This window comes from Isoptericola sp. S6320L, from assembly GCF_023015685.1.
Taxonomy (GTDB): Bacteria; Actinomycetota; Actinomycetes; order Actinomycetales; family Cellulomonadaceae; genus Isoptericola; species Isoptericola halotolerans_A.
On record NZ_JALKAT010000031.1, the window covers coordinates 17,834 to 33,174 of the forward strand.

Sequence of the window (15,341 nt, forward strand, 5' to 3'; positions counted from 1 at the left end):
GACGTGACATGAGTCACGCCCCGGACGGTCCCCGACCTGACCAGGCGCAGACTGGTGAGGTTCTGGTGCCGCGCCGAGTGGAGGGAATGCCGTTCCAGCATGTACCGTTGGAACCTGAACAGACGAAATCTTCTCTCGGGGCCGCACGTCTGCGACGTTGCCGCCCCGCTCTTACGTTGAGGGGGTCGGAGCCATGGGCCGGGGCCGTCAGAAGGCTAAGCACACGAAGGTCGCTCGCGAGCTGAAGTACTACAGCCCCGAGACGAACTACCACGCTCTGGAGCAAGAGCTCAAGGCCGACCAGTCGACCGACGTCGTCACCGAGGACCGCTGGAACGACAGCGCGGACTCGGCGTACGACAACGGCTACGCCTCGTGGGACGACGACCGGCGCTGAGCCGCACCTCCGTCGCCAGCACGCGTCTCGACAGGGTCGGACGGCAACCGCCGTCCGACCCTTCGTGCGTCCGTCAGCGGTAGTCGCCGACGAGCCGGACCGCTCCCGCGTGCACGCCCTTCGTCCCCACCACGAGGTCCTCGGCCGGGGCCGCGGGGTCGTGCTCCGCCACCGTGCCCATGGTCCAGGCGTCCACACCGAGACGCCGCAGGTGCTCCAGAGCCGCGTCCACGCCGTCGGGCCCGACCACGGCGACCATGCCCACGCCGAGGTTCAGCGTGTTCTCCAGGTCGCGGCGCGGCACCCCGCCGAGCTCCCGCACCGTCCGGAAGACGGCCGGCACCTCCCAGGAGGAGCGGTCCACCGTGGCCACCACACCCTGCGGGAGCACGCGCGCGAGGTTCGCGGCGAGCCCTCCCCCGGTGACGTGGGTGAACGCGTGCACCTGGGCCGCCTCGTCGCGGGCCAGGGCCAGGCAGTCGCTCGCGTACACGCGCGTCGGTTCGAGCAGCTCCTCGCCCAGCGTCCGGCCGAACTCCTCCACGTGCCGGTCGAGCTCCCAGCCGGCGTGCTTGATCACGGCCCGCACGAGCGAGTAGCCGTTGGAGTGGATGCCGCTGGACGCCATGCCGACGAGCACGTCGCCGGCCCGGACCCGCTCCGGGCCGAGCACCGCGTCCGCCTCGACGATCCCGGTGGCCGCACCGGCGACGTCGTACTCGTCCGGGGCCAGCAGGCCGGGGTGCTCGGCCGTCTCGCCGCCCACCAGCGCCGTCCCGGCGACCTCGCACGCCTGCGCGATGCCACGCACGATGTCCGCCACCCGCTCGGGCACGACCTTGCCCGTGGCGATGTAGTCGGTCATGAACAGGGGCTCCGCACCGACCACGACGATGTCGTCGACGACCATGCCGACCAGGTCGAACCCGATCGTGTCGTGCTTGTCGAGCGCCTGCGCGATCGCGACCTTGGTGCCGACGCCGTCCGTGGACGTGGCGAGCAGCGGCTTGCGGTACCGCTGGAAGGCCGAGAGGTCGTAGAGCCCGGCGAACCCGCCCACGCCGCCGAGGACGGCCGGGCCGTGCGTCCGGCGGACCGCGTCCTTCATCAGCTCGACGGCCTTGTCGCCGGCCTCGGTGTCGACGCCGGCGGCGGCGTAGGTCAGTCCATCAGTCACGGGGCGAGGCTCCTGGGATGTCGCGGGGCGGTGCGGGTCAGGGGTGGTCGAGCGCGGTCTGGCCGCCCACGCCGACGGAGAGCTGCGAGAGGCCGTCCTCCGGGGCGCCGAGGGGCAGCTCCGCCTGCTCCAGCTGGTACTTGCCGAGCTGGTGCTCCTCCGGGAGCTCGATCGGGTAGGTGCCGGTGAAGCAGGCGGCGCAGAGCTGCGACGCCGGCTGCTCGGTGGCCGCGATCATGCCCTCGGTCGAGATGTAGCCGAGGCTGTCCGCGCCGAGGGACTGGCCGATCTCCTCCGGGGTGAGGCCGTTGGCGATGAGCTCCGCCCGCGAGGCGAAGTCGATGCCGTAGAAGCACGGCCACTTGACCGGGGGCGACGAGATGCGCACGTGCACCTCCGCCACACCGGCCTCGCGGAGCATGCGGATCAGCGCGCGCTGCGTGTTGCCGCGGACGATCGAGTCGTCGACGACGACGAGCCGCTTGCCGCGGATCACCTCGCGCAGCGGGTTGAGCTTGAGCCGGATGCCGAGCTGGCGGAGCGTGTCGGACGGCTGGATGAACGTCCGCCCGACGTAGGCGTTCTTGGTGAGTCCCTGGCCGAACGGGATGCCGGACTCCTGGGCGTAGCCGACGGCCGCCGGGGTGCCCGACTCGGGCACCGGGATGACCAGGTCGGCGTCCACCGGGTGCTCCCGGGCCAGGACCCTGCCCATCTCGACGCGGGCGGCGTGCACCGGCCGGCCCTTGATCGAGGTGTCGGGCCGGGCCAGGTACACGTACTCGAAGACGCAGCCGGCGCGCTCGGGCGTGGCGAACCGCGTGGAACGCAACCCGTCGTCGTCGATGCTGATCAGCTCGCCCGGCTCGACCTCCCGGACGAACGACGCCCCGACGATGTCGAGCGCGGGCGTCTCCGAGGCGACCACCCAGCCGCGCTGGGTGCGCCCGAGGACGAGGGGACGCACGCCCTGCGGGTCACGCGCCGCGTACAGGGTGTGCTCGTCCATGAACACCAGCGAGAAGGCGCCGCGCAGGCGGGGCAGCACCTCGAGCGCCGTCTGCTCGAGGGTGTGGTCCTCGTCGCCGACGAGCAGCGCGGTCACCAGCGCGGTGTCCGTGGTGTTGCCGCGCGCGAGCTCGCCGCGGCGCTGCGCGCCGTAGCGCTCCGCGACCAGGTCGACGAGCTCGGCCGAGTTCGTCAGGTTGCCGTTGTGACCGAGGGCGACCGTCCCGGACGCCGTGGCGCCGAGCGTGGGCTGGGCGTTCTCCCACGTCACGCCACCGGTCGTGGAGTAGCGGCAGTGTCCGACGGCGATGTGCCCGGTGAGAGCGTTCAGCGCCGTCTCGTCGAACACCTGGGAGACGAGTCCCATGTCCTTGTAGACGAGGATCTGCTCACCGTTGCTGGTGGCGATGCCGGCGGACTCCTGGCCGCGGTGCTGCAGGGCGTACAGGCCGAAGTACGCGAGCTTCGCGACCTCTTCGCCGGGGGCCCAGACGCCGAAGACACCGCAGGCGTCCTGCGGCCCCTTCTCGCCGGGCATGAGGTCGTGGTTCAGACGGCCGTCAGGGCGCAGGGGCATGCCCCGAGTATCCCACAGACGACGGCACGGGCCCGCGTCGCGCTCACCTGCGGCGCAGGCTCCGGCGGTCCGCCAGCGCCGCGAGACCGCCCGCGAGCAGCACGAAGAAGGTCGTGGTGCCCAGCACCACCACCGAGACGAAGACACCCGGCTTGAGGAGCAGCGCACCCTCGTCCCCGGCGACGTCGGTCAGCCACATGCCGAGGACCACGCCGACCACCACGCCGACGACGGCCCCCACCGTGAAGAAGCCTCGGTAGCGGGGCGCCCGCCGCACCCGGGCCGGGTCGACGAGCAGGTGGTCGTCCGGCGCGGGCTGCTCGGCCGACTCCTCGGCCGGCTGCTCGACGGGCTGCTCGGCCGGCTGCGCGGGAGAGGGCTCGGGGCTGGTGCTGCTCACCCCTCGAGCCTATCTCCCGCGCAGGAGAGCGCCGATCAGTCGAGCAGCTCCCACGGGCCGTGGCGCTGGCCGGGCTCCTGGTTCCGCGTCCACCAGCGGGCCCGCCACCGCTCGCCGTCGTGCACCACGGTCTCGCCGCCCACGTACACCTGCGAGGACGTCCAGGCGGGGAAGGTGCCGGCCTCGGTCTCGACGGGCGTGCCGATCTCCGCCCAGGCGCCCCAGGGGCTCGCTCCCGGCGTCTGGCCGCGGGTCCACCACAGCGCCTCGAAGACCCGGCCGTCGTGGCTCACCCGGTCCCCGGCGGTGTAGACGACGTCGCTCTCCCAGGCGGGGGCGTCGGGCTCGCCGGAGCCGTCCGCCGGGAGGTCCAGCCCGACGAGCACCGGGTCGTGGTCGGACGACCGGAACGGCGTCTCGTCGTACAGGTCGGTCACGTTGTACTCGTACCGGCTGTACTCGTTCGCGACGGGCTCGTCGGCGTTGATGTCCCAGACGTCGACGCCGGTCACCGCGTCGAGCGCCGCCGGCGAGGCGAGCACGTGGTCGAGGGAGCCGACCTGACCGCTGAACAGGTAGGTGTACTCGCCCGTCGTCGGGCCCAGGTCGGTGTACCCGGCGTCGGTCAGGACGACGATCGGGTCCTCCTGCTCGTACGCGTTGAAGTCGCCGGCCAGCAGGACCCGCTCGGTACCGGCCTCGGCCGCGACCTCGTCGGCGAAGTCGACCAGCGCGGTCGCCTGACGCACCCGGGACTCGTTCGACGCGCCCTGGCCGTCGCCGGTGTCGGCGTCCCCGGGCCACGGCCCGGCCGACCCCTTGGACTTGAAGTGGTTCGTGACGACCAGCACGTCGTCGCGCGGGTCGCCCGACGCCCCGCCCGCCGGCTGGAACACCTGCGCGAGCGGCTCGCGCGCGTTGCCGAACGCCTCCGAGCCGAGCAGGATGCGGGATTCCCCGACCGGCTCGGCCGCCGCCGGGCGGTAGATGAACGCGTTGCGGATGACGTCCTCGTCCGCCGGCACCTGCGCAGGTGACGGCACGTACGCCCAGGTGCCGGTCCCCTGCGCCGCGTTCAGGGCGTCGACCAGGTCCGCGAGGGCCTGGTCGCGGTCCTTGCCGAACGGCGCGGAGTTCTCGATCTCCTCCAGCGCGACCACGTCGGCGTCGAGCGCGCCGATCGCGGCGACGATCTTGGTCTCCTGGCGCTCCAGGTTCTCGGCGTCGGCGGCGCCGCGGGCGAGGCACCCGGTGCGGACGCTGATCGGGTCGCCGTCCCGGTCGGTGTAGTACTGGCACCCGTCGAGCTGGTCGCCGGTGGTGGTGAAGTAGTTGAGCACGTTGAAGGTGCCGACGGTGAGGTTGCCCCCGACGTCCTCGGGAGACGGCTCGCGCGTGTCGGCGAACGTGGCCGGCTGCACGCCGTCGGCGTTCTCACCCGTGAGCTGCTCGAGCGGCTGGAACGACCAGGCGCTGTACCGGTAGTCGAGGACGACCGGTCCGGTGAAGGTGACGGACGCGCCGACGCGCAGCGGGTCGGTGCCGTTGAGCCACGGCAGTGGCGTGCCCGAGCGGGAGGAGCTCGTGTAGTCCCACGTGGCGCCGTCGTCGAGCTGGACGGCGCGGGCCGCGTTGTCGACGGCCTGCGCGGCCGCCTCCGGCGAGCCGGGACGGCCGACGCTGGTGGGCTGCACCAACGGGGTGTCGCCCGCGGCGAGGCCGACGGTGCCGTAGCGGTTGGTGGAGTAGTTGTCGGTCACGGTGAAGTCGCCCTGAGGTTCCAGCAGCATGCCCTCGAGCGCCTCGCGCTCGGCCTCGGCGGCGGGCCAGGTGGTGGTGGTCGGCTTCACGGCGACGGCCGGCTCGTCCAGGACCGTCCAGGCCGACGGCGTGACCTGCGTCAGGCCGTAGATCTCGCCGACGACGCCGGTCACCTCGAGGTGGTCGCCGACCTCCACCTCCCGGGCCGCGGCGGCGGAGTAGACGAAGAGCGCGTCGGACGCGCCCGGGGTGGCGTCGTCGGCCGGGGCGCCGCCGGTCCCCGCGGTCTGCAGGTAGAGGCCGTCGAAGCCGCCGGTGGGGTAGACGGCGGTCACCACGCCGCGCGTCGTGACGACCTGCCCGTCGAGCGGCGAGGCGTCACCCGTCCCTTGGATCTGGGCGATGGTGGCGGCCTGCGGGTCGGGGTCGTCGGTCGGCGTGGGGTCCGGGTCCGGGTCGGTCGCCGCGCCGCTGTTGGCCGGCGTCGGCGTCCCCGCCACGAAGTCCACGGCGTTGTCGACGGTGTGGGCGTGCCCGACCCGCGCGACCGACGTCGCGTTGCTCGTGCCCGGGGCCGCACCCGACCCGAGGTAGGTGTTCGCCGAGCCCCAGCCGACCAGGTCAACGAGGTCCGCGACGTCGGCGCACGCCGCGCCGGTGCAGTCGAGCCGGTCCGTGGAGGAGACCAGCGCCACCTCCGCGCCGGAGCCGGACAGGAAGATCGACCCCTCGGCGTCGGGCGTCGGGAGGTCCGGCAGGTCGGTGTCGTTGCCGCGCGACTGCCCGACGAGGAACGACCCGCCCGCCGGGATCTCGCCCGACAGGGCGGTCTGCCCCGACCAGGTGGTGCCGCCCGCCGAGCCGTACTGGACCGACCAGCCGTCCAGGGAGACGGGCTCGTCACCCGGGTTGTAGAGCTCCACGAAGTCCTGGTCGTAGACGGCGCCGCTGTTGCCGCCACCCCCGTAGACCTCGTCGACGAGGACGACGGCGTCCGACGACGGCACGGCCGCGGCAGGCAGGGCGGGCAGCGCGGCGGCCGGGAGCAGCAGCGCGGCGACCGCCGCCGTGCCTGCGGTCCGGGGACGTCGTGGGGTCGGTGACGGATGAGTCACTCTGGTCCTCCTCGATCAGGGTCGACAGGGCGGGCTCAGCCAAGCAGGCCGGTGTGAACCCCGGTTGAACCCCGGGTCACGGGCGTGCTGCGGGCAGGAGGCCGGTGCCCGCGACGCTATCGCCACCCACCGACGGCGGCACCCCGTACTGCTCAGCCGCCGAGGGGGTCCTGCTGATCGCCCGCGTCGACGTCGACGAGCGCGCGGAGGATGGTCTCGGCGACCTCGCGCCGATCCACGCTGCGGTGCTTCGAGGCGGACTCGAGGATGTGCCGCGCCTGGTCCTCGCTGCACCCGTTGGTCTGCATGATGGCGCCCACGGCACGCTCGGCGACCAGCGCGTCGCCCATGTTCCGGTACAGGCCGGCCGCGGCGTCCTCGATCTCGGCGAGCTGCAGGCGCACCCGAACCATCGAGGCGATGAGCTGGGCGTAGCCGTCCGCGGCGGTCAGCACCTCCGGCGTCCACGGGTCCGGGGAACGCGAGTAGAGGTTGAGGGCGACCGCGAGGTCCTCGCGCACCAGCGCGGGGACCGCGAGCGCCGACACGTAGCCCTCGGCGAGCGCCTGCTCGCGCCAGCGCTCCCAGCCGGTCGAGTCCGCGATGTTCGGCACGACGCGGACGGACCGTTTGTCCATCGCGTCGACGCACGGGCCGGCGTTCGCTGCCGTCTCGGCCTGGTCGCACCGGGCAGAGGCCGGGGAGCTGCTCCCGGCGCGCAACGACAGCTGGTGGTCGCGCACGATCACGCTCGCCTCGATGTCCAGGCCCAGGACGGTGGCAGCCCGGCGTGCGAACTCCTCCGGGTACGAGGAGATGCTCATCCTCAGTGCTCCTTCCGCGGCGGGCGGCCGGCACCCTCACGACGTCCGGCCCGCCCGGCACCGGCGTCGCTCCCCCGGGAACACCGTAGGCACAGGAGCCCGGGACCCGCACCACCCGGCGGCAGGTCGTCCGCTCAGCGCTGGCGGGCTGCCTGCAGCGGGAGCAGCGCCGCGAGGTCGGCCCGCTCCCCGGACGCGTGCACGCGCCCCGACGCGACGGCCTCGGCCCACGTCTCGCGACCGGTCGCGAGCGCCAACCAGGTCTGCACGTCGGTCTCCACGACGTTCGGCGGGGTGCCTCGCGTGTGCCGCGGCCCCTCGACGGCCTGGACGGCGCCGGCCGGCGGCACCCGCACCTCGACGGCGTTGCCGGGCGCGACGTCGGCCAGCTCCTCGAGGGTGAACCGGACCGCCGTCGTCGTGCTCCGGCGGTCCGCCGTCCCGGTGAGCCACTCGGCCACCGCCGCCCGGCCTGTCGCCGGGTCCGTCCGTCGTCGTGCAGGCATGGGGACAGGCTATGTCGGTGCCGGCGCGGAGATGTGCCTCCTGCGCGACCTCTACCGGGCGGGGTTCACGGCAGGGTGAAGAGCACGCGCCGCTCGGCCACGGAGGCCTCCGCCAGCGTCACGCGCACGCGCTCCCCCAGCGGCAGTTCCACGCCGTCCGTCCCGACGACGGCGGCGCGCACCGCCGGGTCGCGGAGCATGACCTGCCCTCGCGGCCGCCGGGACCGGCCGTGGTCGTCCACGGCGCCGCCGTCGGTGTCGACGACCACCCCGTCGAACTGCCGGCCGACGCGCGAGCCCAGCAGCACCGCCTCGACGATGTCGATGCACGCCCGCTCGAAGGTGTTCGCGCGGCGCGCGGCGGTCTGCATGGTGACCGGCAGGGTCGGCAGCGCGGCCAGCGCCCACTCGGGCGCGTCCCGTCCGGCGGACTGCGCGAGGCAGATCTCGGTGCCGTACCGGTCGACCAGCCGCCGCAGCGGGGCCGTGACGTGGGCGTACTCCGCCCCGATGGCGGCGTGCCGGGCGTCCGCCGGGAGCGGGACCCGCGGGCCGCCGTCGGGCCCCGGCACCCCGAACGCGAGGTAGCCCGCACCGCGGAAGAGGGTCGTGGCCTCGTTGAGGAAGGCGGCGTGGGACGACCGCCGCGACTCGAGGCGCGGCAGCAGCTCGGCGTAGGTGGTCTGCTCGGGCCAGTCGATGCCGAGGGCGGCTGCCGTGCGCCGCAACCGGGCGACGTCGCCCGCTTCGGCCGGTGGCAGCGTGCGGAGGATGCCCACGCCCGCCTCGCGCATGAGCCGAGCCGCCGCGATGCCGGTCAGCAACGAGATCTGGGCGTTCCACTCCTCGATCGGCAGCGTCCGGCGCAGCTCCAGGTCGTAGGCGCCGTCCGCCCGCCGCACCACCTCCTGCTCGGGCACCGCCAGCGAGACCCCGCCGCGGTCCTGCTCCCGCGCGTGCCGCAGCCGTCCGACGTCGGCCAGGAGCGTCAGGGACTCCGGCGCGGACCCGGCGTCGAGCGCGGTCTGCGCCTCGCCGTAGGTGAGCCGTGCCCGCGACCGCACGACGGCGCGGGTGACGGTGGTGCTCGAGATCTCGCCGGAGGAGTCGACGGCGATGGTCCACAGGACGGCCGGCCGGTCCTCGTCGGGCAGGAGGCTCGCCGCGCCCTCCGACAGGACGGCCGGGTGCAGCGGCGTGCGCGAGTCCGGGCCGTAGAACGTCAGGCCGCGGCGGTGCACCTCGGCGTCCAGGGCGCCCCCGGGGGACACGAACGCCGCGACGTCGGCGATGGCGTAGCGCACGATGTACCCGTGGCCGGAGGACGCGACGTGGACCGCCTGGTCGAGGTCCAGCGAGCCCGGCGGGTCGATCGTCACGAAGTCGATGTCCCGGCGGTCCTGGCGGAAGTCCTTCAGGTCCCCGCGCGCCGCACGCTCCGCCTCCGCCCGGGCGTCGGTGGGGTACATGGCGGGCACGCCGATCTCGGCACGCAGCGCGGCGAGCGCGGACACGACGTCGTCGGGGCTGACGGGCGCGAGTCGCAGGTCACGGGTGGGCACGCCACGACCGTAGTTCTGCCCGTGCGCCGCCGCGCGCGGAGCGAGACGCTGTTTCGACACGGCCGCTCGGAGCAAAGTATCTTGATATCAAGCAATCTCGACGTCCTCAGGAGCATCTCCGCATGACGACCCAGCCGCAGTCAGCCGCCGCCCGGATCTACTACACGTACACCGACGAGGCGCCGCTGCTGGCGACGTACTCGTTCCTCCCGATCGTCCAGGCGTACGCGGCCAAGGCCGGCGTCGAGGTCGACACGCGGGACATCTCCCTCGCGGGGCGCATCCTCGCGCAGTTCCCGGACCACCTGACCGAGTCCCAGCGCGTCGGCGACGCCCTCGGCGAGCTCGGCGAGCTGGCCACCACGCCCGAGGCGAACATCATCAAGCTGCCGAACATCTCGGCGTCGGTGCCGCAGCTCAAGGCGGCGATCGTCGAGCTGCAGGGCCAGGGCTACGCGATCCCGGACTACCCGGAGGACCCGTCCACGGACGCCGAGCGCGAGGCCCGCGCCCGCTACGACAAGGTCAAGGGCTCCGCCGTGAACCCGGTCCTGCGTGAGGGCAACTCCGACCGGCGCGCCCCGGCGGCCGTGAAGAACTACGCCAAGGCGCACCCGCACAGCATGGGCGAGTGGTCCCCCGAGTCGCGGACCAACGTCGCCACGATGGGCGCGGACGACTTCTTCTCGAACGAGAAGTCGGTGACGATGCCCGCCGCCGACACCCTGACGATCCGCCTGCGCACCGCCGAGGGCACCCAGGTGCTCAAGGACGACCTGGCCGTCGAGGAGGGCGAGGTCGTCGACGGGACGTTCCTGTCCGTCGCCGCGCTGCACCGCTTCCTCGCCGAGCAGATCCAGCGCGCGAAGTCCGAGGGCGTGCTGTTCTCCGCGCACCTGAAGGCCACCATGATGAAGGTCTCCGACCCGATCATCTTCGGCCACATCGTCGAGGCGTTCCTGCCCGAGGTCTTCGAGCAGTACGGCGCGCAGCTCAAGGCCGCCGGTCTCTCGTCCCGCGACGGTCTCGGCGGCATCCTGTCCGGGGTGGACGCGCTGCCCGACGGCGAGGCCATCAAGGCCGCCGTGGCGAAGGGCCTCGAGGAGGGCCCGGCGCTCGCGATGGTGAACTCGGACAAGGGCATCACCAACCTCCACGTGCCCTCGGACGTGATCATCGACGCCTCGATGCCCGCGATGATCCGCATCGGCGGCCACATGTGGGGGCCGGACGGCGCCGAGCACGACACGCTCGCGGTCATCCCGGACTCCTCCTATGCCGGGGTCTACCAGGCCGTCATCGACGACTGCCGTGCCAAGGGCGCCCTCGACCCGGCCACCATGGGCTCCGTGCCGAACGTCGGCCTCATGGCCAAGAAGGCCGAGGAGTACGGGTCGCACGACAAGACGTTCGAGATCCCCGCCGACGGCACCGTGGAGGTCGTGAACGCCGCCGGCGAGGTGCTCTTCTCGCACGACGTCGCCGCCGGTGACGTCTGGCGCGCCTGCCAGACCAAGGACGCGCCGATCCGCGACTGGGTGGCCCTCGCCGTCCGCCGTGCCCGGGAGACCGGCGACCCGGCCGTCTTCTGGCTCGACGCGAACCGTGCGCACGACGCCCAGCTCATCGCCAAGGTGGAGAAGTACCTCGGGGAGCACGACGACCTCGAGGGCCTGGAGATCCTCGTCATGGCTCCGGCCGAGGCGACGCGCTACTCCCTGGACCGGATCCGTGCGGGCCTGGACACGATCTCCGTGACGGGCAACGTGCTGCGCGACTACAACACCGACCTCTTCCCGATCCTCGAGGTCGGCACGTCGGCCAAGATGCTGTCGATCGTCCCGCTGATGAACGGCGGCGGGCTCTTCGAGACCGGTGCGGGCGGCTCGGCGCCGAAGCACGTCCAGCAGCTGCTGGCCGAGAACTACCTGCGCTGGGACTCGCTCGGTGAGTTCTTCGCGCTGTCGGCGTCGTTCGAGCACCTGGCCCGCGTGGCCGGCAACGCGAGCGCCCAGGTCCTCGCGGACACGCTCGACCGCGCCACCGGCACGTTCCTCGACCAGGACAAGTCCCCGACACGTCGCGTGGGCGGCATCGACAACCGCGGCTCGCACTTCTACCTCGCCCTGTACTGGGCGCAGGAGCTCGCCGCGCAGACCGAGGACGCCGAGCTGGCCGCGGCGTTCGCCCCGCTCGCCGCCACGCTGGCGGAGCAGGAGGCGACGATCGTCGACGAGCTGCTCGCGGCCCAGGGCAACCCGGTCGACGTCGGCGGGTACTACTACCCGGACGGCGACAAGGCCGCTGCGGTCATGCGCCCGTCGCGGACCCTCAACACGGCGATCGACTCGTTCTGACCCGAGGACGAGGACGGGCCCGGCCGAGATCTCTTCCTCGGCCGGGCCCGTCCACGTTCGTCACCAGGACCAGCCACGGGCGCTGAGCTCCAGCTCCTCCCGCAGCCGCTCGTCCTCGGTGACGCGCTCGTCGGCGCGCAGGGGGTGGTCGACGACGGCCAGACCGGCCGCGCGGCACGCGTCCCGCAGCATCGCGTCGTACGCGTCCTGCGCGGCTCTCCAGTGGTGGGCACGGGCGTAGACGTCGGGATCCTCGGTGACCTTGCGCAGCTCGTGCGACAGCTCGCCGAGGCGGATCTGGATCGCCAGCGTGACAAGGGGGTCGGGCCCGGCGCGGCGCCGTCGCCGCCGTGCCACCGCCGCCCGGTGGGGTGCCGAGCGCAGCCAGGTGACGACGGCCATGATCGTCAGCACGAGCACGACCGACACCAGGTACGCCAGCGGCCACGTCATCGAACAGCCTCCCGGTCCCAGCACGGTGACCTGTGCCACATCCTACCGCCGGAGATCGGCACTGGCGAAGGTGTGCCTGGCCTGCCCGGGCTCCCGAAGGCACGCCTGTCCTTGCTGGCGCACCTGCGGGAATGCTCCTAGCCTGGAATCGTTCAAGAGAACGGGAAGCACCGCGAAGCAAGCACGGTGACCGCCACCGGGCGATCCCCGAGAGAGCGAGGAACACCATGTCCGCACCGTCGATCCATCGCAGCACGCACCGCGCCGAGGCGTCGGAGAAGCTCCACGCACACCTGCAGCGGGTCCTCGTGGCCCTCGTCGACCTGCACGTCCAGGGCAAGCAGGCCCACTGGAACGTGACCGGGCGCGGGTTCCGCGACCTCCACCTGCAGCTCGACGAGCTCGTCGACGTCGCCCGCGAGCACAGCGACACCGTCGCCGAGCGCCTGCGGGCGCTGCAGGCCGTGCCGGACGGCCGCACCGAGACCGTCGCCACCCAGACCGACCTCTCGCCCTACCCGGCCGGGCTGGTGTCCGTCGGCGACACCGTCGACACGATCGTCGAGCGCGTGGCGCAGACCGTCGAGGTCGCCCGCGAGGTGCACGACGAGGTCGACGCCGAGGACCCGACCTCGGCCGACCTCCTCCACGAGATCATCGCCGACCTGGAGAAGCAGGCCTGGATGATCTCCTCGGAGAACACCGAGGCCTGAGCACGCCGCACGCACGACGGCGCGGCCCCTCACCCGAGGGGCCGCGCCGTCGTCGTGTCAGCCGAAGATGCGGGGCAGCGTGCCCTCGTGGGCCTCGCGCGCCTCGTCCAGCGCGATCGCGAAGGACTCGTCGCCGAACGACACCGTCACCGCGTCGCCGCCGGTCTCGCCGAGCCGCGCGACAGGCACGCCCGCCGCCTCGGCCGCTGCCACGAGCTCTGCCTCGCGCTCCGGCGCGACGGCGACCAGCGCCCGGGCGGTCGACTCGCTGAACAGCGCGCTGAAGGGCGTCACGGCGTCCCGCGCCGTGACCGCGTCCACCGTGGCCGTCACACCCACGCCGTAGCGCAGCGACGCCTCGAGCAGCGCCTGCACGAGCCCGCCCTCGGACAGGTCGTGCGCCGCCGTCGCCGCCCCGGAGCGACGCGCCTCCACGAGCACGCCGGCCAGGGCCCGCTCGGCCGCGAGGTCGACGCGCGGGGGCAGGCCGCCCAGGTGGCGGTGCTCGACGTCGGCCCACGCCGACCCGTCGAGCTCGTCGGCCGTGGCGCCCAGCAGCAGCACCGACAGGCCCGCGGCGCGCCAGCCCGAGGGCAACGCGGTGCGGACGTCCTCGATGACCCCGAGCACGCCGACCACGGGCGTCGGGTGGATCGACGAGTCGATCTGGCCGGGCTCACCCGAGCCGTTGTAGAGCGAGACGTTGCCGCCGGTGACGGGCACGCCGAGCTCCTGGCAGGCGTCGGCCAGCCCCTCGATGGCCTCGACGAGCTGCCACATGGAGTCGGGGTGCTCCGGCGAGCCGAAGTTGAGGCAGTCGGTGACGGCGAGCGGCGTCGCCCCCGTCGTCGCCACGTTGCGGTAGGCCTCCGCCAGCGCGAGCTGGGCGCCGGCCCGGGGGTCCAGCTTGCCGTAGCGGCCGTTCGCGTCGGTGGCCAGGGCCACGCCCAGACCGGTCGACTCGTCCACCCGCACCACGCCGCCGTCGTCGGGCTGCGAGAGCGCGGTGTTGCCCTGGACGTAGCGGTCGTACTGGTCGGTCACCCAGGCGGGCGAGGCGAGGTTCGGCGAGGCGAGCAGGCGCAGCGCGGTGGCCCGCAGGTCGTCGGCGGACTCCGGGCGGGTGAGCCCGAGGCCGACGACGGACGCCTTCTGCAGCTCGTCCTGCCAGACCGGGCGGGCGTACGGGCGGTCGTAGACCGGTCCCTCGTGCGCGACCGTCCGCGGGTCGACGTCGACGATGCGCTGGCCGTGGTGGTCGATGGTGAGGCGGCCGGAACCGTTGACCTCGCCGATCACGGACGTCTCGACGTCCCACTTGTCGGTGATCGCCAGGAAGGCGTCGAGCTTCTCCGGGGTGACGACGGCCATCATCCGTTCCTGCGACTCCGACATGAGGATCTCGCCGGCGTTCAGGGACGGGTCGCGCAGCAGGACGTCGTCGAGGTCCACGTGCATGCCGCCGTCGCCGTTGGAGGCGAGCTCGGACGTGGCGCAGGAGATGCCGGCCGCGCCGAGGTCCTGGATGCCCTCGACGACCTTCGCCGCGTAGAGCTCGAGGCAGCACTCGATGAGCACCTTCTCCATGAAGGGGTCGCCCACCTGCACCGACGGGCGCTTGGCGGGCACGCCGTCCTCGAAGGTCTCCGAGGCGAGGATGGAGGCGCCGCCGATGCCGTCGCCGCCCGTGCGGGCACCGAACAGGATGACCTTGTTGCCGGTGCCGGAGGCGTTGGCGAGGTGGATGTCCTCGTGCCGCAGCACACCCAGGCAGAGCGCGTTGACGAGCGGGTTGCCCTGGTACGAGGAGTCGAAGACGAGCTCGCCGCCGATGTTCGGCAGGCCGAGGGAGTTGCCGTAGCCGCCGACGCCGGAGACGACGCCGTGCACGACGCGGGCGGTGTCGGGGTGGTCCACCGCGCCGAACCGCAGCTGGTCCATCACGGCCACGGGGCGCGCGCCCATCGAGATGATGTCGCGCACGATGCCGCCCACGCCGGTCGCGGCGCCCTGGTAGGGCTCGACGTAGCTCGGGTGGTTGTGCGACTCGACCTTGAAGGTCACGGCCCAGCCGTCACCGATGTCGACGACGCCGGCGTTCTCCCCGATGCCCACCAGCAGGTGCTCGGTCATCTCGGGCGTGACCCGGTCGCCGAACTTGCGCAGGTGGTTCTTCGACGACTTGTACGAGCAGTGCTCGGACCACATCACCGAGTACATCGCAAGCTCGGCGGCCGTGGGGCGCCGCCCGAGGATGTCACGGATCCGCTGGTACTCGTCGGCCTTGAGCCCGAGCTCGCCGTACGGCTGGGGCTCATCAGGGTTCGCGGCGGCGTTCTCCACGGTGTCGAGCGTCGGGCGCGGGGGCGGCACGGTGGCGGCACGGTCGGCAGCGGCGGTCATCAACATCCCTCGGGTCGCACGGGGCGCCGGACCGGGTGATCTCCGTGGGCACGGGACGGTCGCCGCACGCCCACGGAATCCGGCGTCG

Annotated in this window: 12 protein-coding genes; 3 read left to right on the forward strand and 9 right to left on the reverse strand. The window is 73.0% G+C overall.

Annotated elements, in window-relative coordinates; genetic code table 11:
- Positions 1 to 193 precede the first annotated feature (193 nt).
- Positions 194 to 397, forward strand: a complete 204-nt coding sequence (locus MWU57_RS14495; protein WP_106264637.1) for a DUF3073 domain-containing protein — start codon at positions 194 to 196, stop codon at positions 395 to 397.
- Positions 398 to 470: 73 nt separating this feature from the next.
- Here MWU57_RS14495 and purM read toward each other — a convergent pair whose 3' ends face one another.
- The 7 genes from purM to MWU57_RS14530 form a co-directional block, all read right to left on the reverse strand.
- Positions 471 to 1,574 carry a phosphoribosylformylglycinamidine cyclo-ligase gene (gene purM, locus MWU57_RS14500; RefSeq protein ID WP_246910051.1) on the reverse strand — a complete coding sequence of 368 codons (1,104 nt, stop codon included), beginning with the start codon at positions 1,572 to 1,574 and terminating at the stop codon, positions 471 to 473.
- Between the two features lie 37 nt (positions 1,575 to 1,611).
- Positions 1,612 to 3,159, reverse strand: a complete 1,548-nt coding sequence (gene purF, locus MWU57_RS14505) for an amidophosphoribosyltransferase (protein WP_106264634.1) — start codon at positions 3,157 to 3,159, stop codon at positions 1,612 to 1,614.
- Between the two features lie 43 nt (positions 3,160 to 3,202).
- Positions 3,203 to 3,559, reverse strand: a complete 357-nt coding sequence (locus tag MWU57_RS14510) for a histidine kinase (RefSeq protein WP_106264632.1) — start codon at positions 3,557 to 3,559, stop codon at positions 3,203 to 3,205.
- 35 nt (positions 3,560 to 3,594) lie between these two features.
- Positions 3,595 to 6,435 carry an ExeM/NucH family extracellular endonuclease gene (locus tag MWU57_RS14515; RefSeq protein ID WP_246910055.1) on the reverse strand — a complete coding sequence of 947 codons (2,841 nt, stop codon included), beginning with the start codon at positions 6,433 to 6,435 and terminating at the stop codon, positions 3,595 to 3,597.
- Positions 6,436 to 6,587: 152 nt separating this feature from the next.
- A complete protein-coding gene (locus MWU57_RS14520; RefSeq protein ID WP_246910058.1) occupies positions 6,588 to 7,259 on the reverse strand; it encodes a GAF and ANTAR domain-containing protein in 672 nt (223 codons plus the stop codon).
- A 134-nt stretch (positions 7,260 to 7,393) separates the two neighbouring features.
- Positions 7,394 to 7,765 (reverse strand): sterol carrier family protein, encoded by a 372-nt coding sequence (locus tag MWU57_RS14525; protein WP_246910060.1) that lies wholly within the window; start codon positions 7,763 to 7,765, stop codon positions 7,394 to 7,396.
- Between the two features lie 65 nt (positions 7,766 to 7,830).
- Positions 7,831 to 9,327 carry an RNB domain-containing ribonuclease gene (locus MWU57_RS14530; protein ID WP_246910063.1) on the reverse strand — a complete coding sequence of 499 codons (1,497 nt, stop codon included), beginning with the start codon at positions 9,325 to 9,327 and terminating at the stop codon, positions 7,831 to 7,833.
- 122 nt (positions 9,328 to 9,449) lie between these two features.
- Between MWU57_RS14530 and MWU57_RS14535 the strand changes: the two genes are divergently transcribed.
- Entirely contained in the window at positions 9,450 to 11,684 is a 2,235-nt protein-coding gene (locus MWU57_RS14535) for an NADP-dependent isocitrate dehydrogenase (protein WP_246910065.1), read from the forward strand.
- 60 nt (positions 11,685 to 11,744) lie between these two features.
- Here the strand turns inward: MWU57_RS14535 and MWU57_RS14540 are convergent, their stop codons facing one another.
- Positions 11,745 to 12,137 carry a hypothetical protein gene (locus tag MWU57_RS14540; protein ID WP_106264623.1) on the reverse strand — a complete coding sequence of 131 codons (393 nt, stop codon included), beginning with the start codon at positions 12,135 to 12,137 and terminating at the stop codon, positions 11,745 to 11,747.
- 227 nt (positions 12,138 to 12,364) lie between these two features.
- Here MWU57_RS14540 and MWU57_RS14545 point away from each other — a divergent pair, with 227 nt between their 5' ends.
- Positions 12,365 to 12,850 carry a Dps family protein gene (locus MWU57_RS14545; protein WP_246910069.1) on the forward strand — a complete coding sequence of 162 codons (486 nt, stop codon included), beginning with the start codon at positions 12,365 to 12,367 and terminating at the stop codon, positions 12,848 to 12,850.
- Positions 12,851 to 12,907: 57 nt separating this feature from the next.
- Here the strand turns inward: MWU57_RS14545 and purL are convergent, their stop codons facing one another.
- Positions 12,908 to 15,253, reverse strand: a complete 2,346-nt coding sequence (gene purL, locus MWU57_RS14550) for a phosphoribosylformylglycinamidine synthase subunit PurL (RefSeq protein WP_246910071.1) — start codon at positions 15,251 to 15,253, stop codon at positions 12,908 to 12,910.
- Between the last annotated feature and the right edge of the window lie 88 nt (positions 15,254 to 15,341).